Here is a 22,879-nt window from a genome sequence, read left to right as displayed (position 1 = left end):
CTAAAACCCTCAAAAATATAAAGCAAAGAACAGGGGCCGTTAACGAACATTTTTACCGTTTTAAACCATGATAAACTACTATAACCCAAAATGCCACAACGCAAAACTTATACTGCATACTTGTCCCATACATACCCCATACATATCCCATACATATCCCATACTAAACGCAACCTCTACGCCTACTAAAAAAATGTATTCTAATTTTTTTATCAACATCTAGTTATTTTTTTTTACGAATAATTTAGTGCAATTTGATGGATTTTAGCGATTGCAATTAGTAGACCAACATGATATTTCATACTATTTCTGTGCATTCTGTTTTGGGTATAAAAAGTTATCAACAGCCTCTAAATTAGTCGTATATGGTTAAATAAAAAAGTTGAATTAATTTAGCGGGGAGTAAAAACCAAAAATCAACTAAATTGTAAATAGTAAAAAATAGAGTACAATGGCAAGATTAATTATTAAACCGAAGGATGTTGAGATTATTTTGAATGTGAGTTCAAGCAACGGCAGAAAAATAATTAGGACAATTAAAAAAGCCTACAACAAAGAAAGACATCAAATAATTACAATTAGTGAATTTTGCAGATACATGGGCTTAGAAGTTAAAGAAGTAAAAGACGAACTAAACGAATTTTATAATAAAAAGTAAAGTCGTTCTTCTAAGCTTAAATTGTATATTTACAACTTTAAATAAAAAAAGAGAATGAATTGTTGGAGTCTTATTGCATCTGATTATAAAAAATATAAAAAATATGGAGGAAATTGTATAACCATCGTTTTTTTTACACAAGGTTTTTGGGCAATTTTCCAATATAGAATTGCCAATAGTGTTTACAAATTAAAAATACCTATCTTAAAACCCTTGTTGCAACTAATTACATTAATTTGGCAAAAAATTATTGAAATTCTTACAGGTATCTCAATACCAGCATCAGTAACAATCGGTGAATCTTTTTATATTGGTCACTTTGGTGGAATTATTTTTAATGCCCAAACTATAATAGGAAATAATTGCAATGTATCTCAAGGGGTAACAATTGGAGTTTCAGGATTAAATAAAAATAGAGGAGTGCCTATAATAGGTGATAATGTTTACATAGGAGTGAATAGTGTAGTCGCTGGAAAAATTACAATTGGCAATAATGTTTTAATAGGTTCGTCTTCATTAATAACATCAAATGTAGAAGATAATAGTGTGATGCTTGGTGTTCCTGCAATTAAAGTTTCTAATCAAGGTTCAAGAGAATATATTTAGAGATGAAAAAATTAGTAGTCATTTCCTCAGCTCCTTTAATCAAAATAGAAAACAAATATTATGCTTATAGCCCTTATGAGAAAGAAATGCAAATTTGGGCAAGACATTCTAAGACTATAACTTTCTGTTGCCCAATTTGGAAAGAAAGTAAAGGTTTACTGAATGCTGAAGTTAGTTTTAAAATAGACAAGATTATTCCATTATACGAGTTTAATTTAAAATCAATTTCAGGTCTATTTAAAAGCTTCTATTTTTCAATTTTAAATTGTATTATAATTTTCAAAGCTATAAAACAAGCAGATCACGTCCATTTGCGTTGTCCAGGAAATATTGGTTTATTGGGTTCAATAGTTCAAATCTTATTTCCAAATAAAAAGAAAACAGTTAAGTATGCCGGAAACTGGGATATAAAAAGCAAACAACCTTGGAGTTACAGATTGCAAAAATGGATAGTAAGTAATACAATATTAACAAAAAACATGCAAGTTTTAGTCTATGGTAAATGGGAAAATCAAACAAAAAACATTAAACCTTTTTTTACGGCAACTTACAGTCAGTCAGAAATTCAGAATGCGGAACCTAGCAATCGCAAATTAGAACCTCAAAACGAAATTAATTTTTTATTTGTGGGTACACTATCACCAGGAAAGCAACCGCTATACGCTTTGCAAGTAGTACATGAATTGATCAAAAATGGATATAATACAACGATTTATTTTTATGGAGAAGGAACACAAAGAGCAGCTCTAGAAGAGTATATACATTCCAATAATTTAGAAAATAAAGCTATTTTAAAAGGAAATCAAACAAAAGAAGAGGTTGAAAAAGCATATAAAGAAAGTCATTTTTTAATTTTACCTTCTAAAAGTGAAGGTTGGCCAAAAGTAGTGGCAGAAGCTATGTTTTGGAAATGCTTACCAATTGCTACAAAAATTTCTTGCGTGCCTTATATGTTAGATTATGGTAATAGAGGGGTTTTGTTAGAGGAGCATTTAGAGAAAGATGTAAAAAATATTCAATACTTAATAGAAGATGAAGTTAAATACCAAACCATGAGTCAAAAAGCCCAAGTTTGGTCAAGAGAATATACTTTGGAATTCTTTGAAGCTGAAATTAAAAAGTTACTTTTGTAAATTCTAAATTCTAAATTCTAAATTCTAAATTCATAAATGAGAATAGTGCAATTGATTGATAGTCTTGAAGCGGGTGGAGCGGAACGAATGGCTGTTACCTATGCAAATGCATTGTCAAATACAATTGAATTTTCAGGTTTAGTAGTAACCAGAAATGAAGGTGCTTTGAAGAATCATCTATATTCAAAAGTTGAGTATTTTTTTATAGAAAAAAAAAGCAATTTTGATTTAAAAGCTTTTCTAAAATTTAGAAATTTTATAATTAAAAATAATGTTCAAATAATTCACGCACATGGATCTTCTTTTTTTTGGGCAACTCTCCTAAAAGTCTCACGTTTTGAAACTAAAATAATTTGGCATGATCATTTTGGAAACAGAATACATTTAAAAAGTAATGCTACAGCTATTTTAAAACTAAGTTCTAAATGGTTTTACAGAATTATTACAGTAAATGAAGAATTAAAGAACTGGGCTGTTTCATATTTAAATTGTAAAAGAGTAAAATATTTACCCAACTTTATTCCTGAATTAGAAAACGATATCGCAAAAGAAACAATTTTAAAGGGAATAGAAGGAAAACGAATTGTTTTTTTAGCAAATTTAAAAGAACCCAAAAACCATTTAAATATTATAAAAGCATTTAAGTCAAAACACGATAATTTCCCTAATTGGACTATGCATTTAATCGGTAAAGATTACGGAGATTTATATTCAAAAGCAATACACGATTTTATAAAAGAATCTAATTTACAAAACACTATTTTTATTTATGATTCTTGTAATGATATTTCTAATATATTAAAACAATCAACTGTTGGGGTTTTAGGTTCAACGTATGAAGGTTTTCCTGTAACACTTTTAGAATATGGTAATGAATCTTTAATTGTAATGTCTACTAATGTTGGAGATTGTTCAACGATAATAAAACATAATGAAAATGGTTTGTTATTTGATCCATTAAATCAAAAAGAGATTGAACACAACTTTGAAACAATCCTAAAAGCAGTAGAAAATAAAGAAGAAAGTATTATAAATTTTGGCAAAAAATTGAATGTAAGTATAAAAAGTAAATATGGTCAAAAAACAATTTTGGAACAGTATTTAATTTTTTTAAAATAAAAGCTTTGAGTGAAGAGACAAATAAATATGGCAAAATTATCCTGTTACATTTAATAGCAGGTGTTTTAATTTTTGTGGTGCCTTTCATTGCAAAATTATATGCTATAGCAATTATACTTGTTGGCTTCAATTACATAATCAAAAACAAGAATCAGAATAATGAAGCCTTATTAGTGGCAGCATACATTGTTGGAGCCGAGGTTTTTTTACGAATGACGCAAGGAAACTTTTTTGAACAATATGCCAAATATGGGGTTATGGGTGCCTTGATAATTGGGATGTATTTTAAGAGTTTTTCTAAGAAAGCCATAATCTATTGGATTTTTATTTTGTTATTAATACCAGGGGTTATTTTATCTTTTTTTACTTTAAATTTTGAAACAGACATACGAAAAGCAATTACTTTTAATATAATAGGTTCAGTTACTTTGTTTGTTTCAGCTTTATATTGCTATAACAGAAGAATTGTATATAAAGATATCCTTAAAATAATAAATTCACTTTCGTATCCATTAGTAGGAATGCTATCTTATATGTTTTTATATACACCAAGTATTAAAGATGTAGTAACTAATACAGAATCAAATTTTCAAACTTCCGGTGGTTATGGACCTAATCAAGTGTCGACAATCTTAGGTTTAGGAATTTTCCTTTTCTTCACTAAATTAATATTAGATACCAAAACAAAACGAAATAAAATTATAGTTTCATTAATTTTATTAGCCATAACTTTTAGAGGCATAGTTACTTTTTCTAGAGGAGGAATTATCACAGGTATTTTTATGATTATAGCTTTAATGACTATTATTATGCTAAATCTCAATACAAAATCTTTTAGTAAAATATTTAAATTTATTAGTGCTATAGCTATAGGTTTTTTGCTAATCTGGATTTATTCCTCAATCCAAACTGGAGGATTGATCGATAAAAGATATGCCAATCAAGATGCAAGAGGAAGAGAAAAAGAGAGTAAATTAACAGGTAGAGAACGATTAATTGAATCAGAATTTGAAATGTTTTATGAAAATCCAATTTTTGGAGTAGGTGTTGGAAAAAACAAAGAATACAGAGAAGAAACAACTGGAATTGAAGCAGCGTCTCACAATGAAATATCAAGATTGTTTGCTGAACATGGTGTTTTTGGAATTTTAGCATTATTAATTTTAATTCTAACACCCTTACTTTTATATACCAATAATAAACATAATTTTTTTGTTTTTTCGTTCTTAATTTTCTGGGCATTAACCATAAACCACGCAGCCATGCGATTGGCAGCACCAGCTTTTATATATGCCTTATCATTACTAAAAGTAACATTTGATGAAGAACCTGCTATACATAGGGAACAAATTACATAAGCATGGGTTTAATAAAACCTCTATTGAAACCTTAGGTGCTTTTTTGGCTGAAGAAGGATATACTACAGTGTATACTTCAAATAAAAAAAATCAAAGTAGTAGGTTGTATGATATGATGATAACAACTTTTTTAAAAGCCAAAAAAGTAGATTATATCTTAATTGACACTTACAGTACTTCCAGTTTTTGGTATGCTTTTTTTTGTAGTCAAATCGCAAGATTGTTTGCAACAAAATACATTCCAATTCTTCACGGTGGAGATTTGCCCAATCGATTAAATAAAAACCCTTATTTATGTAGATTAATCTTCAAATATGCCTATAAAAATGTTGCTCCTTCTCATTATTTACTAGAAAATTTTAGAGAAAAAGGTTTTACCAATATCGTTTTTATTCCTAATTCAATAGCGTTAAAAGAATATGAATTTAAAGAAAGAAAAAACATTCAACCTAAGTTACTTTGGGTACGATCTTTTGCTAAAATTTATAACCCAAAAATGGCTGTTGAAGTTTTTAAACTTTTAAAAGAAAAGCATCCAGAAGCAACGCTTACAATGATTGGGCCCGATAAAGATGGTAGTTTGTTGGAAACTCAAGAATTCGCTAAGGGTTTAAATTTAGAAGTAAATTTCACCGGAAAACTTTCCAGAAAAGAATGGACTGATGTAGCGAGTGAATATGATATTTTCATAAACACGACTCATTTTGACAATACTCCAGTAAGTGTCATGGAAGCTATGGCTTTAGGTTTACCTGTTGTTACCACAAATGTGGGTGGAATTCCCTATTTATTGACCGATAAAGAGAATGCTCTACTGGTTGCAGATAATAAGCCTAAAGAAATGGTTATAGCCATAGAAAGTTTGTTGAAGAATAAGGAGATGGTTCAAAAACTTACTTCCAATGCTAAATTATTGGTTTTTACTATGGATTGGCAAGCGGTTAAGTTAAAATGGAAAGAATTGTTGGTTTGATAATTTGCTATAAAAAAACGAGCTTTGTATAGATTAAGTGCAAATAAATTGGTTAATTTGCATAGGCAATAAAAGAATTAATGAAAACCAAAAAAAAAATACATTTAGAGATTTCGGAAAGAAAGATTCTGCTTCGAATAATTGATGTTGTTTTTGTTTTGTTTGCTCTTTATATTGTGGGTGAGACCTTTAGTTTTTCTTATTTTTATCTCAATACTTCTAATTTTTATTGGACGATCGTTTTAGGAGTTTATTTAAGCTTTTTTGGAACTGTTTTTGAATTGTACAATCTACAAGTTGCCAGTACACAATATCCCATGGTGAGAAGTGTGATTTTGACTTCCTCTTCTACCGTTTTGTTTTATTTGTTGACACCTATTTTAACACCAGGATTACCTTCTAATAGAATTCAACTTATTTATTTCTTTTTAGCGGTATTCTTTGCTTTGCTGATTTGGCGTTTTATTTATTTACAATTTTTTGCTTCCAAACGATTTGTAAAAAGAGTCTTATTTGTTTGTGATAGCAAATCTTTAAATAAAATGGTGAAGGATTTGGTGAAGGTAAATCCACATTACGAGGTTTTAGGATTTGTATCATCCTCTATTGAGATGGAAAATAAATCTTCTTATTTTAAAATTCCTTTTGATAAGTTAGAAGACTTTGTTTATAACAATTCTTTAAACGAAATTGTTATAGCCTTTAAACGTAAAGATGAAATTTCAGTAGAGTTATACGAAAAATTATTAGCACTGCTTGAAAATGGTGTAGTCGTACGAGAATATGACCAAGTCTATGAAGCCAGTACAAATAGATTACCGGTTACTTATCTTTCCAAAGATTTCTATAAATATTTCCCTTTTAGTCGAAGTAATCAGAATAAGTTTTATTTAATAGTAACGCGTTTTTTTGATATAGTTTTTTCACTTATAGGAATTTCTATTGGAGTATTGATTTCACCAATAATATTGCTTTTAAATCTTTTGTGGAATAGAGGCTCCTTTTTTTATACGCAAGAAAGAGTTGGAAAAAACAACAAAAACTTCACCATTTATAAGTTACGAACCATGGTAAAAGATGCCGAAAAAAACGGTGCTGTTTTTGCCACTACAAACGACGTAAGAATTACCCCTTTTGGTAAATTTCTTCGCAAAAGTAGGTTGGACGAAGTGCCACAATTCATTAATATCTTGAAAGGAGATATGTCAATTGTAGGGCCAAGACCAGAGCGACCAATATTCGTTAAACAAATTGCAGAACAATTGCCTTTTTATCAAACACGTCATGTGATTAAGCCAGGTTTAACCGGTTGGGCACAAGTAAATCATGCGTACACCGATACTATTGATGATGCTTTGATCAAATTGCAATATGATTTATTCTACATCAAACATCGTAGTGTTTTCCTAGATATCAATGTTTTGATTAAAACTATTGGAACGGTTTTGTTTTATAAAGGGCAGTAGTTAATGATTTCTTTTGTTTACTACTATGAGGTTTTTTATAAAAGTATACACCAAATTATAGTTTAGATAAAAGTTTTTTATTAGGTAACTAATAATCTTCTTACCAAAGCAATATTTGAACTAGATTATTAAATTCTCTTACATCTAATTTTTGTTTGTTATCTGTTTTTTCAGATAAAATATTTTGTAATTTTTCTGTAAATTTTTGATTAAAATAATATTCATCAGGAGTATAAGAATATTTATAATTATTTTTAATATTATTTTTTAATAAATCTAATAATGATTTTGTAAAAGCACCGTTGTTAAATCCATTATACTCATATGCAACATTTTCACCTGTTGAAGCTGATAAAACGGTTATTCCTGTTTTACTTATAAAATTGTCAAAAATTGAATTTACAACAGTTGATATTTTTAAATCATCATTATTTTTTTTGTTGCTTTTTGCAATAGAACCTCTATGTCCTTCTACAGTTTGTTCATAGGTGTATTCATAATTTTCAATATCTAAAGTATTTCCTGCATGACAAGTATCCATAATTAGAAGTTTTTGAATTGCAGGAGATTCATTAAGTAAATCTACTATAGTATTAAAAGAAACTCCTTTATTTTGGGGTTTTTCAAAATTTATGTCATGTGTGGCAAAAAAATAATCTAAATCTTTACTAAGAACACCATGTCCGGCAAGAAACAATATTATTTGATCTTCTGGTTTAGCTTCTTTGAAGAAGTTCTTAATGCTGTTTTTGATAGTTATCGAATTAGCGTCTTCATTGATAATGTAATTAACATATGTGTTTTTAAAAGAAATAGGTTGTTGATTTTGGAGTTTTTCTATTTCTTTTTGTAAATTCATAAAGCTTTCATTGTCAGAAAGATTAGAGTTTTTAGTTGAAAGGTGTTTAATATAGAATGGTTGTCCGAATGAAAAACCAATTAATTGATTATCTTTAAATTCACCTAATATAGTTTCTTTTAATTTTCCTGTTTCTAAATTGAAACTATAAAAATAATCGTTTTCTGCATATTCGGATTGAACAGTATTTAACGTTTTAAAATTCTCATCAAAATACCAATTTTTTGAATGGATAAAGTTTAATAAACTATAGTTGTCTTCTATTATATTTTTGTTAGGAACATAAACATTATTTATAAGATTATAAACAACAAAATTTTCTTCATTGCTTTCAATATCTCTTATTTTAGCAATTAATAATTTTCCATTATCATTTACTTTGAATAATGACATCTCTACATTCTCTTTTATTTCTATTGGATAAGTTTTTTTTATCCATAGCTTATTTTTTTTAGAATATATAGAAATGGAAATTGGTTTATTAGTATTAGTGTATTTGAAATCTTGAAAATCTTCTTTTAAATTTTCACTATCTATAGCTAACCAATCTGTGTTGTTTACGATAAATCCATCAGCTAAAGACATAGGTAATTTTACAGTATTAAGTTTTTCTAGATTAAAATCATAATAATAAATTAGTTCTTGCTCTATTTCATCATTGTCGAAGAAAAAAGTATTAAAATAAAATCCAGATTCATCAGCTTTTGTTCTAAAAGTATAGTATTCATTATCCGAATATAATGGTTCCTCTAAATCTATAATTTTAGATTTTTTAGTTTTAAAATCATAGATTCTAAACTGTCTAACTTCGTTAAAAGTGCTATCGTTGATTATATATTGAAGCCATTTTTTTCCATTTATTGATAGTTGCTTAGAGGAAGAATATTCATTTTTAATAAACTTGTTTCCTACTATAGTATTTAAAATTATAGTGTCATTTTGAACAATAATCTTGAAAGGGAAATTATCGTTTAAATAATTTTCAACTTGTTCTTTTGTAAATTTTCCATATCGCATTGCGAAATCTATAGCGTCTTTATGTGCATAATTTAAGTTGTTGGCTGACTCTTTATAATCTGAAACACCAATTGACAAAACATACAGGTTTCTATCATTAATACTACCATTGAATAGCATTTTTTTTCTAATTGGTAATGAACTTATTTTATTTTTTTGTGCTATAATTTCAACTATATTTTCTTCTTGTGTTAAACTAATTTCTACTTCATATGAACTATTGTTTACTTTTTTAAAGGTTAAGTTTCTTTGTTCAACATTATTAATTTTTATTTTAAAATTGATATTTGAAGTAGAGTTATCAAACATGTCAATTTTAATACGATTCTTAATTTTTGAAGTTTCATAAGTATTAGCTTTTTCAGCTAAATAGAAATCTTTTATATTGAGTTTGTTGTTAAATAAAAACGTATTGTTTTTTTTTCTTAACAATGTAGCTTTTTTTAATACTGTTTCATAATCATTATTAATATCACCAAAATCAGAAAGTATAGAAATAGGATTGTATAAGTTATTACCATGATTTTTAATGGATAAAAACTGGTTGTCTTTTTTTATCAATAAGAAACTATTAAGTTCATCTTTATTGGTATAGTAATATCCTTTAGTATTAAAAATGAGATGTTCTTCATTATCAAAATTAATTATAGTGTTTAACCATTCGTGTTTTTTGATGTCAAATAATCTTATTTTACCATTGAAAAAATTGACTAAAAGTTTAGTTCCTTCTTTATTTAGCGAGATACTTTTTAGTCTTTCATTTTTTAAATCCACAAATTTGTCATTTATAGAAATCTTATAGGGAAACATTTTTACAAAAGTATTTCCAGAAAAAGCAGCGTCAGATACATTATAGTTATTTTTATCTGTAATTATGTATTGATTATTGACAAGCTTTAATCTATAACTAATTTTGTTTTTATTTTCTAAATTGCTGACATCATAATTAAAATCCGGTCCGGAAATTATGAAATCATTTGAGTTAATTGGAATGATATTATCAACATATCCGTCAGTTTTTTCATAAACCACTACATTTTTCTTCCAATCATAAATAAACATGTTTTTATTTGATTTTACACAAATAAATTTTCCATCATTTGAGAATTTAAAATTATCTAAATTGTGAGTTCCATAATATATATAGTTATTATTTATGATATAAGATCCTGTCTTATCAACAACCATTAATTTAGCTTTTTCATCTGAAATAATTTTTTCTTCAATCTCTTGATTTTCAAGTTTTATTCCTATTAAAAAAGCATCTTGATTGCCATTATATGCCAAGTAGGTATAATCTTTTAACGAATTAATTTGTTCTTGAATTTTTTGGACATTTCCATCTTGTAAATTAAAACTATAGAATTGTGCTTTTGAGTAATCTGTTTCGTAAAAAGTGCTACTAGAATTCCATTTGATAGGATTAGTATAGTACCCAAGTTTTCCGTTTTTTTTATCGATAATTTTTGTTAAAGAAGGAACTTCATTCTGTTTTAAAAGTTCATTTTTAACTATTTCAAAATTAAAATCATTTGACAAATAGCCAGATTTAAAGTACTTTATTACTTTGTTATTTTTAATAATTACCCAGTCGTTTTCATAGATAAAATAAGCTTCATTTCCTTCGAAATTTATTGTTTCAATATTTTTCTCTAACCTTTTTTTATCTGTGTCTAAAACAAAAATTTCTGAGTTGTTAAAAAGTGAATATTCAGATGTTTTGAAATTATAAATGCCTATGTCAAAATTTTCATGAAAATTATATTTTTTATTCTTAACATTATTCTCGCTTAAAGAAATTTTATAACGGCCATCAATGTAATCTAGATTGATAAATCTATTTTTGTTTTTATTGCCAAATACTAATACTTTGTCATTATTTTGCGCAATTAATTTTGTGTTTGCAAGATTTGAACAAAAAAGAAATTCCTCTATTTTTTCACTTTTATAATTTGCGGTATTGTATCTTAAAAATCGAATGCCGCATGTAGAGCCAAAAAGAGGTTGGCTCATTTCATAAACCGTGAGAATTAATAAAATAGATTCATTTTCATACAAAATTCCACTTGGGATATAATCATTTTCATAGATTGCAAACTCTTCCTCGTATATTTTTTTGTTAGTTTCAATATCATAGACTTTAAAACTATGAATTATTTCTGTTTCTCCATTTACACCTTTAGCAGGTATTACCATTTCAATTGTAGATATGTTTTTGTTATCTTTTGACAAAGCAGTCTTCAATACTTTATGACCAATAGCTATAGAATTAATTTTTTTAAAAGGTGTTTTGGTATATAAATCAACAAAGTGATTTTTGTTATCGGTTCTTCCTAAAGCTAATAACGAATCAGAATTTATATTTGTTAACCATACACCTTCAATATTTTGAATGATTTTATTAGAAATGAGATCGTAAATGGCTAAGTAAGGTTTGTCATCATTATAAAAAACAGCCAATTGATTATTATTAATTAATCTTATGTTTTTTATAGGAGTACTATTATTAAGATTCAAGGATTTAACAAACTCAAAGTTAATACTATTGTGGATTAGAATTTGTCCATAGGTGTCACAAGAAAAGAGTTCATCAGTTACATCGTTTATAATGACGTCTGTAATCGTTCCTTCATGATACTGTTTGAGTTTTAACTCATAATCTTTTATGTTTTGTGCAAAAGAAATAAATGAAAATAACAGGAAAATATAACTTATGTTTTTACTCATACTATTTTTTTTCGGAATTAGACTAACAAAATAAAGCTACTATTTATATCTATTTAAACAGCTAGCTAACAATTATAAAAAATCTCTTCTCTAAGAGGAGTTTAAAGTTAATTGTTATCAATTTTTATTCCAAGTAATCCTAACTAAAAAAATAAAGTTTGCAATAATAATTGGTAATACAGAAATAAAATAGACTTTATTGAATACTACAAATACATAAATAACTAACATCAACAGAATTAACCATTTTACTCTTTTGGCTTTAATTACATTATTTCTGTTGTGAAAATATAGAAAGACCAAATAAAAAGGATTGAAAAGTAACACATTGTAATTCCAAAGTACTTCTTCGTGGAAAGAATACAGTCCGATAAAAGTAAAGAATAATCCAAGTAATCCTAATAAGATAAAATAAATTGAAGTTACTTTTCTATTGTTTAGTAAAACGATAATTCCAAGCACTACAATTACTAAATAAATAGAATCAAAGAAATTAAAAGGAGCTTTTTCTTGTTGTGCTTCAAAAATGGTGGTTGTTTCTTTTACTAAAGGTTTTTCGTTGTATGTAATAGTTTTCAGCTCTTGCATCAAATCTAAAGGAAGAAACAGTTTAGAAGCCTCTTGATCTACTTTAGTGCCAAAAATAATATTGATGCCTAATTGTTGTAAAAAATGTTCGTTTGCATAAGGAAATAAAACACTTCTATAGGTCTTTTCTTGAGGCTTTTGAAAATCGATGACATTATCACCTAACGCTTCATTGACTTTATCAATAACCATTGTAGTACAATTTTTATCGATAAATTTATAGGTGTAAAAGCGTTCGTCTGATGTTAAAGAGTTATTTATTTCTGTATATAAAGTTCTGATTTTGTCAATGGGTAAATCAAGAACTTGTTCGTAAATACTTCGGTTTTCGTATCTGTAACTGTATTCAAATTCGGCATAAGTATTACTCGTTACAAAATATTGCAAATCACCTTTTACAAAACGCAACATGAAATTTGGAGTATCGAAGTCAAAAGCACCATAGTTGAAAACTACATCAAGATGGTTAGCATTATCTTTAAAACGAATGCCTGTATGCCCATACAAAGCATAAGAAGGAGCAGCAGTTCCAATGGTTATAATAGAAACTTTTGCATTTTCAGAAAGCTGTACACTTTGAGAAAATCCTTGAAAAAAAACAAGTAAAAATAAAAAAGAAAGTAATTTTTTACCCATAACAATTTACTATTTTAACAGATAACAGATAACAGATAACAGATAACAGACAACAGACAACAAAAAAGACTATCTACTAAAAATATCCAAGTCTACTTTCAAAGAAAAAATATTAGAATACAAAGCAGCACTTTGGTCACCTAAATCGGTCAAGGCATAATCCACTTGAATGCCTTTGTATTTAAAACCAACTCCAATATTGGGTTGAAAGCTCAATTTTTTTGAATCATCAATTTGGGTAATTTGTTGAAAGTTACCCACACCAGCTCGTAAGAAAACCAAATCCGTATAACCCCATTCAAAACCTAAGGCAGGATCAATACTCACGGCTTTTGTTGAGATAATATCATTAGTTTGTGCAAATTGCATATTCAGGTTTCCAGCAGCCAAAAGACTCATTTCGTTATGGAATTCAAACTTTTTAGAAAGTCCTAATTGTGCTTTAGGTAACGTAATTTCACTAGTTTCCGGTAACTCTTGATTTTCACCCGGAACAGCATCTTGAATTTTTTGATACTCTTCTTCGTTGATGGTCCAAGTGTTGTATGTAGTTGTAATATCTCTTAGCATCAATCCAATTTTCCATTCATTATCACTTTCAAATTGAATACCTAAATCAAAACCAAATCCCCATGAATTAGCAAAATCTCCAATAATTCTACGAACAACTTTAGCATTTACACCATAATTAAAACCTTCTATAGGTAAAGCTCTAGCATAAGAAACGGTTAAAGCATAATCAGCTGTTGAAAATAAAGAGATTCTATTGTAGTCTATGTTTCCTTGGCTGTCAATTAACTGGGTAGTGTTTAAAATGTCATCCACACCAAAACGAATTAATGAAATTCCGAAAGCACTTCGGTCATCAATAGGCATTCCGAAAGCTGCATAATCATACTGTGCAATATTTGCAAAATAACTAGCATGCATTACAGCTACTTGCTTACCTTCTAATTTCAATAAACCCGCTGGATTCCAATACCCAGAATTTACATCACTCGTACTTGCCACAACTGCATTACTCATCCCCAATGCAGCAGCGTCAACACCTATGCTCAAAAATTCATTTGAATATTTTCGCACAGCTTGACTCCATACCAATACTGGAAGTAATAGGAGGATAATTACAACTAACTTTTTCAATGCAATTGATTTTTTTACAAATATCGAATAAAATTCTTAATTACTAAACTCTAAAAGTATTAACTTATTGTATTACATTTGCTATAAATATGAGTAAACGATTATGGAAATTAAAAAACACCTACCTAATTTTATTACATTACTAAACTTATCGAGTGGTTTATTAGCCGTCATTGCCATTTTTAAAGGCTATTATGACGAAGCTTTTATCTTTGTTTGTTTAGGGATTTTCTTTGATTTTTGGGATGGCTTTTTTGCTAGAAAATTAGGGGTTTCAGGAGAGTTAGGACTTCAATTAGACTCTTTAGCCGATATGGTTACCAGTGGAGTGGTGCCAGGTTTGATGATGTTTCGCTTGATCGAAACCATCCAAATTTCACAACCCCAATATCAAGTAACGGAAGACACCATTTATATGGGAATGATTCCTTATTTTGGTTTTCTCATTACTATTGCTTCAGCGTATCGATTAGCTAAATTCAATATAGATAAACGTCAAATAGATTCATTTATTGGTTTGCCAACTCCAGCAAATGCTCTTTTTATCATGAGTATTCCCATGATTCAATATATAAATGCTTATGAATGGGTAACCAATTTACTGAGCAATCCCTTTGTATTGATGTTTCTAACAATTCTAAGTGCTTATTTTTTGAATGCCAATATTCCCTTGTTTTCGCTCAAACTGAAATCATTTGCATGGAAAGATGCTAAATTGCAGTATTTTTTCATGGGATTTGCAGTACTTTTATTTTTCTTACTTGATTTTATCTCTATTCCAATTATAGTGGTAACTTATGTACTTTTATCAGTACTAATTAATTCAAAATCGAAACCTGCAATTGGCTAAAAAGAGAACAACCACTAAGCGATCTAAAAAAAAGAAAGGAACATCACTACCCAAATTAGTGGTGTTTTCTGTTTTAGCGTTGTTAGTAGTGGTGGTTGCTGTATTTGTATATGAATATAGAGATGGCGTTTTGTATTATTTAGGATATAAATCAAAACATTCCCAAGTTTTATCTCCAAAAGATAGAGAAGTACACGATATTCGAATTTATGAAGTTTTATCAACGTATAAAGAAAAAACTATCGGAATAGATGTCTCTCAATATCAAGGTGTTATTGATTGGTCAGCATTGAAGAAGGTCAACAATGACTTTGTAGTTGATTTTGTAATTATTCGTTCCACAGCAGGAAAAGATAAAGTAGACGAAAAGTTTAAATACAATTGGAAAAATACCAAAGGGAAATACATTCGTGGAGCTTATCATTATTATCGTCCTAATGAAAATTCGTTACTACAAGCAGAAAATTTCATTAAAACGGTTAAGTTGTCTAAAGGAGATTTGCCACCTATTTTAGATATTGAAAAATTACCAGAAACTCAATCCATTGATAGCTTAAAAGTAGGATTAAAACGTTGGTTGACAAAAATTGAAAAACATTATAAAGTAAAACCCATTATTTATTCAGGAGAAAGTTATTATAATGATTTCTTGAAAGAGGAGTTTTTAGCATACACTTTTTGGATTGCCAATTATAACTTTTGGAGAAAAGAAATGGATAAGGATTGGCTTCTATGGCAATTTACAGAAAAAGCACAAGTCAACGGCATTAATGGTTTAGTTGATGTAAACGTTTTTGATGGAATAAAATTGGAACTAATGGATCAATGTGTTAAGTAAGATTTTTGGAACACAGATCTTAGAAATTAGAGAAATTAAAAAAATATTGTAACATCAAAAGCTAAATCGAAACCAATCCTATAACCTATAACCTATAACCTATAACCTATAACCTATAACCAAAAAACTAAAACTCCAACTTCTTCTTACGCAACTCAAAATTCTGTCCTAAATACACTCTCCTAACCATTTCGTCTTCCACTAATTCTTCTGGAATTCCAGCTTTTAGAATTCCTCCTTCAAACATCAAATAGGTTTTATCCGTAATTGCTAAAGTTTCTTGAACGTTGTGATCTGTAATTAAAATTCCGATATTCTTATTTTTTAATTGGGCTACAATTCTTTGAATATCTTCTACCGCAACAGGGTCAACCCCAGCAAAAGGTTCGTCTAAAAGAATGAATTTTGGATCAGTTGCCAAACATCTTGCAATTTCAGTACGACGACGTTCCCCACCAGACAGTAAATCCCCACGATTTGTTCTAATATGTTCCAAAGAAAACTCAGCAATCAACTCTTCCATTTTTGCTACTTGTTCCTCTTTGGTTTTATTGGTTAACTGAAGTACACTTAAAATGTTATCTTCAATACTTAATTTTCTAAAAACAGAAGCTTCTTGAGCCAAGTAACCGATTCCGTTTTGTGCACGTTTGTACATAGGGAAATCCGTAATATCCATATCATCAAGATAGATATTTCCACTATTTGGTTTTACTAAACCTACAATCATATAAAAAGAAGTTGTTTTTCCAGCACCATTGGGACCCAGAAGTCCTACAATTTCACCTTGATTCACTTCTACAGAAATCCCTTTTACAACACTTCTTTTCTTATAGGTTTTGACTAAATTTTCTGCTCTAAGTTTCATATTTAGGTTTTGCGTTTAAAAGGTTATGCGTTTAAAAGGCAATGAGCTACAAATAAACAAATAAACAATTTAAGAGTTAAACGAATTAACAATAATTTATTTTCTAGTCGACATAAAACCGCGACTGTGACTGCACATTATAAACTGATTACTGACCACTTTCTTCCAAAGCTTCCCAAAATTCATAAGCTCTTCTTAAATGAGGAATTACAATGGTTCCACCCACTAAAGTAGCAATTCCCATGGCTTCCATCATTTCTTCTTTGTTGATTCCGTTTTTATAAGCCGTTTCCAAGTGGTATTTGATACAATCATCACAACGCAAAACTGTTGAAGCTACTAAACCTAATAATTCTTTTGTTTTAACATCCAAAGCTCCTTCTGCGTAAGCATTCGTATCTAAATTAAAAATACGTTTTACGATTTTATTATTGTCTGCCAATAATTTTTCATTCATTTTAGAACGATACTCATTAAATTCTTGTACTACATTTGCCATTTCTATACTTGTTTAAGTTCTCTTTTTACTACCACACCACTAATCAAAATACTAATTTCATACAACAACATAATTGGAATAGCTACAATAATTTGGCTAATAATATCAGGAGGTGTAATAATTGCTGAAAGTATAAGTACAATAATTAAGGTGTATTTTCTATATTTTCGAAGAGATTCTGGTGTAACTAATCCTAACTTGGTTAAAAAGTAAATTAAAATAGGTAATTCAAAAATCAATCCACACGCTAGAACAGATGTTTTTATCATTCCAGTGTAGGATTCCAAATTAAATTCGTTGACAATTTCTGGACTGGCTGAAAAAGAACCAAAGAAATAAACCGATAAAGGGGTTATGACAAAGTAGCCAAATAAAACTCCTGCAAAGAATAATAATGAAGAAACTACAATGAAAAGAACAGCATATTTTTTCTCTTTTTCATACAAAGCTGGACTGATAAATTTCCATATTTCCCATAAAATGAAAGGAAATCCAACTATAAATCCAACAGTGATACAAGTCCAAATCATAAACGAAACTTGTCCACCCATATCTGTGTTTTGAATGATGAAAGGCATTTCTGCATTACAAATTCCAGAATCTTCAAATCCAAAAGAATTGGAAATTTTACAAAAAAATTGATAGGTAATAAATTTTGGGTTTTTTGGGCCAAATAATATTTCACTATAAATATAATCGATACAAAAGTAAGAAGCACCTGCAAATACTAAAATAGCAATGGTACTTCGTATCAATAACCATCTTAATTCTTCAAGATGATCTAAAAATGACATTTCTGCAATATTCTTTTTTGCCATTATACAATTCCTTCTTTAAGAATATCGTGTAAGTGAATAATTCCTTTATATTGACCTTCATCAATCACAACTAATTGCGTAATAGCATTGTTTTCCAAAACATTTAAAGCTTCACTCACTAAAATTGAAGATGAAATGTTTTTCGGATCTTTCGTCATAATATCTTTCGCAACTAAGTCGGCAAAAGTATCTCTATCATTCAACATTCTACGAATATCACCATCTGTTATAATGCCAATTACTTGACTGTTTTCTACAACAGCTGTGACACCCAATCGTTTTTCAGAAATTTCCATAATTACTTTCTTGATAGAAGCATCAGGGTTAACTTGTGGTGTATGGGTTGTGTCTAACATGTCTTTTACACGAAGTAATAATTTTTTACCTAATGCACCACCAGGATGATAAATAGCAAAATCTTCACTTTTAAAGTTTCGCATTTCCATCAAACAAACAGCTAACGCATCCCCTAAAACCAATTGAGCCGTGGTTGAATTTGTTGGTGCTAAATTATTTGGACAAGCTTCAGCATCAACATGAGCATGCAAAACATGATGCGATTCTTTACCTAAAAACGAATTTAAGTCGGCTGTCATTCCTATTAAAGTGTTGCCAAAACGTTTTAATAAAGGAACTAAAACTTTTATTTCTGGACTATTTCCGCTTTTAGAAATACATATAATGATATCATCTTTCAATAACATTCCCAAATCACCATGTACCGCTTCTGAGGCATGAAGAAACATTGAAGGAGTTCCTGTTGAATTTAAAGTGGCCACTATTTTTTGAGCAATAATAGCACTTTTGCCTATTCCTGTTATGATTACTCTACCTTTGCAATTAAAAATTTTCTCAACACTTTGAGCAAAATCATCAGTCAAATAATTTACTAATAATGCAATGCTTTCGCTTTCAGCTAGTATCGTTTTTTTTGCGTTAAATAAGATGGTTTCGGTTGTGTTCAAAATTTATTATTTAATTTTTTTTGGTTTTTTAAAGAAAGTTGTATATTTATAATTGCAAATTTAGGCAAAATCATATTAATACGTAAGAAATAGTTAGGTATAAAATTTACTTAATTTTTTTGCGAAAATCAATATGAGTGTCCTTCAAAAAATTAAATGCACATATAAGAATGAAATCAACCGAAATAGATTTGCATAAAGAATTAAAAAAGTATTTTGGATTTAATCAATTTAAAGGATTACAAGAAGGTGTTGTAAAAAGTATTATTACTGGAAACAATACGTTTGTAATAATGCCAACTGGTGGGGGAAAATCGTTATGTTATCAACTGCCTGCTTTGGTTTTAGAAGGAACTGCTATTGTGGTTTCTCCTTTGATTGCGTTGATGAAAAATCAAGTAGATGCCATGCGAAGTATAAGTTCAGAACATGGAATTGCACACGTTTTAAACTCTTCATTGACTAAAACAGAAATCAATCAAGTAAAAAGTGATATACGATCAGGTGTAACCAAATTATTATATGTTGCACCAGAATCTTTAGCTAAAGAAGACTACATTCAGTTTTTCAATGAGGTTCCTGTTTCATTTGTAGCTATTGATGAAGCGCACTGTATTTCGGAATGGGGACACGATTTTAGACCAGAATATAGAAATCTTAGAAATATAATTAAACTTTTAGGAGATATTCCTATCATAGGATTAACAGCAACTGCTACTCCAAAAGTACAAGAAGACATTTTGAAAAATCTTGAAATGTCTAATGCTAATGTTTTTAAAGCGTCATTTAATAGACCTAATCTATTTTATGAAATACGAACAAAAACAAAAAATGTTGAGTCAGACATTATTCGGTTCATCAAACAGCACAAAGGAAAATCAGGTGTAATTTATTGCTTAAGTCGAAAAAAAGTGGAAGAAATTGCACAAGTGCTACAAGTAAACGGAATTTCTGCTGTGCCTTATCATGCTGGTTTAGATGCTAAAACTAGAGCTAAACATCAAGACATGTTTTTGATGGAAGATGTTGAGGTTGTTGTAGCTACCATCGCTTTTGGAATGGGCATTGACAAACCCGATGTTCGATTTGTCATTCACCATGATATTCCGAAATCGTTAGAAAGTTACTACCAAGAAACAGGTCGTGCAGGTCGAGATGGAGGAGAAGGTCATTGTTTGGCTTACTATTCCTACAAAGACATTGAAAAATTAGAAAAATTCATGTCAGGTAAACCTGTTGCCGAACAAGAAGTTGGATTTGCTTTGTTACAAGAAGTTGTAGCTTATGCAGAAACATCCATGAGTCGTAGAAAATTCTTGTTGCATTATTTTGGAGAAGAATTTGACGATGTAAATGGAGAAGGAGCCGATATGGATGATAATGTTCGCAATCCAAAGAAAAAAGTAGAGGCACAAGACCAAGTGGTTATTTTACTAAATATGGTAAAAGATACCAAACAAATATTCAAATCAAAAGAATTGATTTTTGCTTTAGTCGGAAAAGTCAATGCAGTTATTAAAGCCCAAAAAATCGATGCACAATCTTATTTTGGAAAAGGAAAAGCCTTTGATGAAAAATATTGGATGGCATTAATTCGTCAAGTTTTAGTAGATGGATTATTGCATAAAGACATTGAGAGTTATGGAGTTTTAAAACTGAGTTCAAAAGGAGAAGCTTATTTGAAAAAACCAACTTCATTTATGATGTCAGAAGATCATGAATACAATGAAGTTGAAGACGATGCAATTGTAACGGCTTCAAAATCATCAGGAACAGCAGATGAAGCTTTAATGTCTATGTTAAAAGACCTTCGTAAAAAAGAAGCTAAAAAATTAGGTGTTCCACCATTTGTAATTTTTCAAGATCCTTCTTTGGAAGATATGGCTTTAAAATATCCAATTTCTATTGAAGAATTGAGTAATATTCATGGAGTTGGAGAAGGAAAAGCAAAAAAATACGGAAGTCCGTTTGTTTCTTTGATAAACCGATATGTTGAAGACAACGATATTATTCGTCCGGATGATTTAGTAGTGAAATCTACTGGAGCCAATTCAGGTTTAAAGCTTTATATTATTCAGAATGTCGATAGAAAGTTGGCTTTGGATGATATTGCAAAAGCCAAAGGATTATCGATGGATGATTTGCTGAAAGAAATGGAACAAATCGTCTATTCAGGAACCAAATTAAACATAAAATACTGGGTAGATGATATTTTAGATGACGAACAACAAGAGGAAATTCACGAATACTTTATGGAGTCAGAATCTGATAAAATCGATGCAGCCTTAAAAGAATTTGATGGTGATTACGATACCGAAGAATTACGTTTAATGCGAATTAAGTTTATAAGTGAGGTTGCTAATTAGCCTCTAATACTAATCATAAAATAAAAATCCTTGCAATTATATTTCAAGGATTTATTTATTTGGTATAATTTTTAAATAAATAAATCCATATTATTCGAGATAATTTGATGTTGAATCTTGTCAATGCAATAATTACAATTGCAATGATTGTAATTATTCTTAAGTCAAAGTTCTTATCAAAAAAAAGCGAAGCAATTAAGTATGTAATTATTGCTTCAGCAACTCCAATAGCATAACTTACGAACATAGCTCCAAAGAAAAAACCAGGTTCTTTTTCAAATTTAGTCTGACAATGGTTGCATTTTTTATGCATTTTAGGAAAGCTAAAACTAAAGTGAAATAAGTTGTGTTTGAAAATATCACCATTGTGACAATTCGGACATTTGTTTTTTAGAATATTTAAGGTATTGTTAAACATGTTGACTATTTTTATTGCAAAATTATTGTTTTGTATGTTCTTTAAAGTTTAGTATATTCGCTTATTATGGTATAATAAAGACATGGGTTGTGAGTAATGTTTATAAAATAAATAATTTTAAGGAAAATTCATTTCATAGTAATCTCTATGTTAACACTTTTAAAAAACATTTAGAGCAACATAGTTTTATTGAAAGTTTGCATCGTCATGATTTTTATGTTCTGGTTTTGTTTACTAAAGGATCAGGAACACATAAAATAGACTTTGATGCTTTTGAAATTAAAGCAGGAAGTCTGTTTTTAATGCAGCCTGGTCAAATTCATTCTTGGGAACTGTCTTTGGATATTGAAGGATATATTGTTTTTTACTCGCAAGAAATTTATAATCTTCATTTTGGAATGAAAAAAATTGAATCCTATTTGTTTTATCAATCTTCCAAAAATAATCCTGAAATTATTTTGAATGCATTAGATATGAAAAGCATTATTCCTTATTTTGAATTTATGATTGATGAAAATAAAACTAACAAAACACAAAAAAAGGACAAAATTCTAAATCTTTTGGATTGTATACATATTGAAATTTTGAGAATTTATAATCTTACAAACGAGCATAAAACACATGTTTACAATTATAAATTAAAAGAATTTGAACTGTTATTAGAGAAAAATTTTAGAACAGAAAAGGCACCTTCTTTCTATGCTACTAGCATGGCAATTTCACTAAAACATTTGAATAGAATTTCTAAAATAGTTTTAAATAAAACGATAACTGAATTAATAGCCAATCGAGTAATATTGGAAAGTAAGCGTATTTTAGTTGAACAGAAAAAAACAATAGCTCAAGTTGCTAATGAATTAGGTTATGATGATTATTCCTATTTTACAAAATTATTTAAAAAACATACGGGAATAACCCCTAAAGTATTTTTAAATCAAATTAAATAACATATACTTCTCCACGATGAGGTTTCA

At 28.9% G+C, this 22,879-nt stretch carries 19 protein-coding genes; 11 read left to right on the top strand and 8 right to left on the bottom strand.

The window, feature by feature from the left end; genetic code table 11:
- The first annotated feature begins 451 nt into the window (after positions 1-451).
- The 7 genes from AABJ49_RS09035 to AABJ49_RS09005 all read left to right on the top strand — a co-directional run bounded on the left by AABJ49_RS09035 (position 452) and on the right by AABJ49_RS09005 (position 7,313).
- Positions 452-658 carry a hypothetical protein gene (locus AABJ49_RS09035; RefSeq protein WP_338377959.1) on the top strand — a complete coding sequence of 69 codons (207 nt, stop codon included), beginning with the start codon at positions 452-454 and terminating at the stop codon, positions 656-658.
- Positions 659-712: 54 nt separating this feature from the next.
- Positions 713-1,264 carry a DapH/DapD/GlmU-related protein gene (locus AABJ49_RS09030; protein WP_338377958.1) on the top strand — a complete coding sequence of 184 codons (552 nt, stop codon included), beginning with the start codon at positions 713-715 and terminating at the stop codon, positions 1,262-1,264.
- A gap of 2 nt (positions 1,265-1,266) precedes the next feature.
- Positions 1,267-2,397, top strand: coding sequence for a glycosyltransferase family 4 protein (locus tag AABJ49_RS09025; RefSeq protein WP_338377957.1), 1,131 nt, complete (start codon positions 1,267-1,269; stop codon positions 2,395-2,397).
- Between the two features lie 36 nt (positions 2,398-2,433).
- A complete protein-coding gene (locus tag AABJ49_RS09020; RefSeq protein WP_338377956.1) occupies positions 2,434-3,516 on the top strand; it encodes a glycosyltransferase in 1,083 nt (360 codons plus the stop codon).
- A 5-nt stretch (positions 3,517-3,521) separates the two neighbouring features.
- The gene (locus tag AABJ49_RS09015; protein WP_338377955.1) at positions 3,522-4,874 is read left to right on the top strand and encodes an O-antigen ligase family protein; all 1,353 of its coding nucleotides are present in this window, start codon (positions 3,522-3,524) and stop codon (positions 4,872-4,874) included.
- Positions 4,837-5,847, top strand: a complete 1,011-nt coding sequence (locus AABJ49_RS09010) for a glycosyltransferase family 4 protein (protein ID WP_338377954.1) — start codon at positions 4,837-4,839, stop codon at positions 5,845-5,847. The genes AABJ49_RS09015 and AABJ49_RS09010 overlap by 38 nt, the downstream gene beginning before the upstream one ends.
- Before the next feature lie 80 nt (positions 5,848-5,927).
- Positions 5,928-7,313 (top strand): exopolysaccharide biosynthesis polyprenyl glycosylphosphotransferase, encoded by a 1,386-nt coding sequence (locus tag AABJ49_RS09005; RefSeq protein ID WP_338377953.1) that lies wholly within the window; start codon positions 5,928-5,930, stop codon positions 7,311-7,313.
- Positions 7,314-7,413: 100 nt separating this feature from the next.
- Here AABJ49_RS09005 and AABJ49_RS09000 read toward each other — a convergent pair whose 3' ends face one another.
- From AABJ49_RS09000 to AABJ49_RS08990, 3 genes are all read right to left on the bottom strand, one after another.
- Positions 7,414-11,916, bottom strand: a complete 4,503-nt coding sequence (locus tag AABJ49_RS09000) for a caspase family protein (RefSeq protein WP_338377952.1) — start codon at positions 11,914-11,916, stop codon at positions 7,414-7,416.
- 117 nt (positions 11,917-12,033) lie between these two features.
- Positions 12,034-13,140 (bottom strand): DUF4105 domain-containing protein, encoded by a 1,107-nt coding sequence (locus AABJ49_RS08995; RefSeq protein WP_338377951.1) that lies wholly within the window; start codon positions 13,138-13,140, stop codon positions 12,034-12,036.
- Between the two features lie 69 nt (positions 13,141-13,209).
- Positions 13,210-14,283, bottom strand: coding sequence for a PorV/PorQ family protein (locus tag AABJ49_RS08990; protein WP_338377950.1), 1,074 nt, complete (start codon positions 14,281-14,283; stop codon positions 13,210-13,212).
- Positions 14,284-14,386: 103 nt separating this feature from the next.
- On the opposite strand from AABJ49_RS08990, the gene AABJ49_RS08985 reads away from it, so the two are divergent.
- Positions 14,387-15,133, top strand: coding sequence for a CDP-alcohol phosphatidyltransferase family protein (locus tag AABJ49_RS08985; protein WP_338377949.1), 747 nt, complete (start codon positions 14,387-14,389; stop codon positions 15,131-15,133).
- Positions 15,126-15,971: a GH25 family lysozyme gene (locus AABJ49_RS08980; protein ID WP_338377948.1), complete on the top strand. Its 846-nt coding sequence runs from the start codon at positions 15,126-15,128 to the stop codon at positions 15,969-15,971. The genes AABJ49_RS08985 and AABJ49_RS08980 overlap by 8 nt, the downstream gene beginning before the upstream one ends.
- Before the next feature lie 127 nt (positions 15,972-16,098).
- Here AABJ49_RS08980 and lptB read toward each other — a convergent pair whose 3' ends face one another.
- The 4 genes from lptB to AABJ49_RS08960 all read right to left on the bottom strand — a co-directional run bounded on the left by lptB (position 16,099) and on the right by AABJ49_RS08960 (position 19,121).
- A complete protein-coding gene (gene lptB, locus AABJ49_RS08975; protein ID WP_338377947.1) occupies positions 16,099-16,839 on the bottom strand; it encodes an LPS export ABC transporter ATP-binding protein in 741 nt (246 codons plus the stop codon).
- 148 nt (positions 16,840-16,987) lie between these two features.
- Complete coding sequence (locus tag AABJ49_RS08970; protein ID WP_338377946.1) at positions 16,988-17,338, bottom strand: carboxymuconolactone decarboxylase family protein; 351 nt, start codon at positions 17,336-17,338, stop codon at positions 16,988-16,990.
- 2 nt (positions 17,339-17,340) lie between these two features.
- On the bottom strand, positions 17,341-18,156 hold the full coding sequence (gene tatC, locus AABJ49_RS08965) for a twin-arginine translocase subunit TatC (RefSeq protein ID WP_338377945.1): 816 nt from the start codon (positions 18,154-18,156) through the stop codon (positions 17,341-17,343).
- Positions 18,156-19,121 carry a KpsF/GutQ family sugar-phosphate isomerase gene (locus AABJ49_RS08960; RefSeq protein WP_338377944.1) on the bottom strand — a complete coding sequence of 322 codons (966 nt, stop codon included), beginning with the start codon at positions 19,119-19,121 and terminating at the stop codon, positions 18,156-18,158. Before AABJ49_RS08960 ends, tatC begins: the two co-directional genes overlap by 1 nt.
- A 170-nt stretch (positions 19,122-19,291) precedes the next feature.
- On the opposite strand from AABJ49_RS08960, the gene recQ reads away from it, so the two are divergent.
- Entirely contained in the window at positions 19,292-21,487 is a 2,196-nt protein-coding gene (gene recQ / locus AABJ49_RS08955) for a DNA helicase RecQ (protein ID WP_338377943.1), read from the top strand.
- Between the two features lie 55 nt (positions 21,488-21,542).
- Here recQ and AABJ49_RS08950 read toward each other — a convergent pair whose 3' ends face one another.
- Positions 21,543-21,905 (bottom strand): DUF983 domain-containing protein, encoded by a 363-nt coding sequence (locus tag AABJ49_RS08950; protein ID WP_338377942.1) that lies wholly within the window; start codon positions 21,903-21,905, stop codon positions 21,543-21,545.
- An 89-nt stretch (positions 21,906-21,994) separates the two neighbouring features.
- Here AABJ49_RS08950 and AABJ49_RS08945 point away from each other — a divergent pair, with 89 nt between their 5' ends.
- Positions 21,995-22,852, top strand: a complete 858-nt coding sequence (locus AABJ49_RS08945) for an AraC family transcriptional regulator (protein ID WP_338377941.1) — start codon at positions 21,995-21,997, stop codon at positions 22,850-22,852.
- Positions 22,853-22,879 lie beyond the last annotated feature (27 nt).

This window comes from uncultured Flavobacterium sp., from assembly GCF_963922255.1.
In the GTDB taxonomy this organism is placed as follows: Bacteria; Bacteroidota; Bacteroidia; order Flavobacteriales; family Flavobacteriaceae; genus Flavobacterium.
This window is presented reverse-complemented; position numbering and strand designations above follow the sequence as displayed.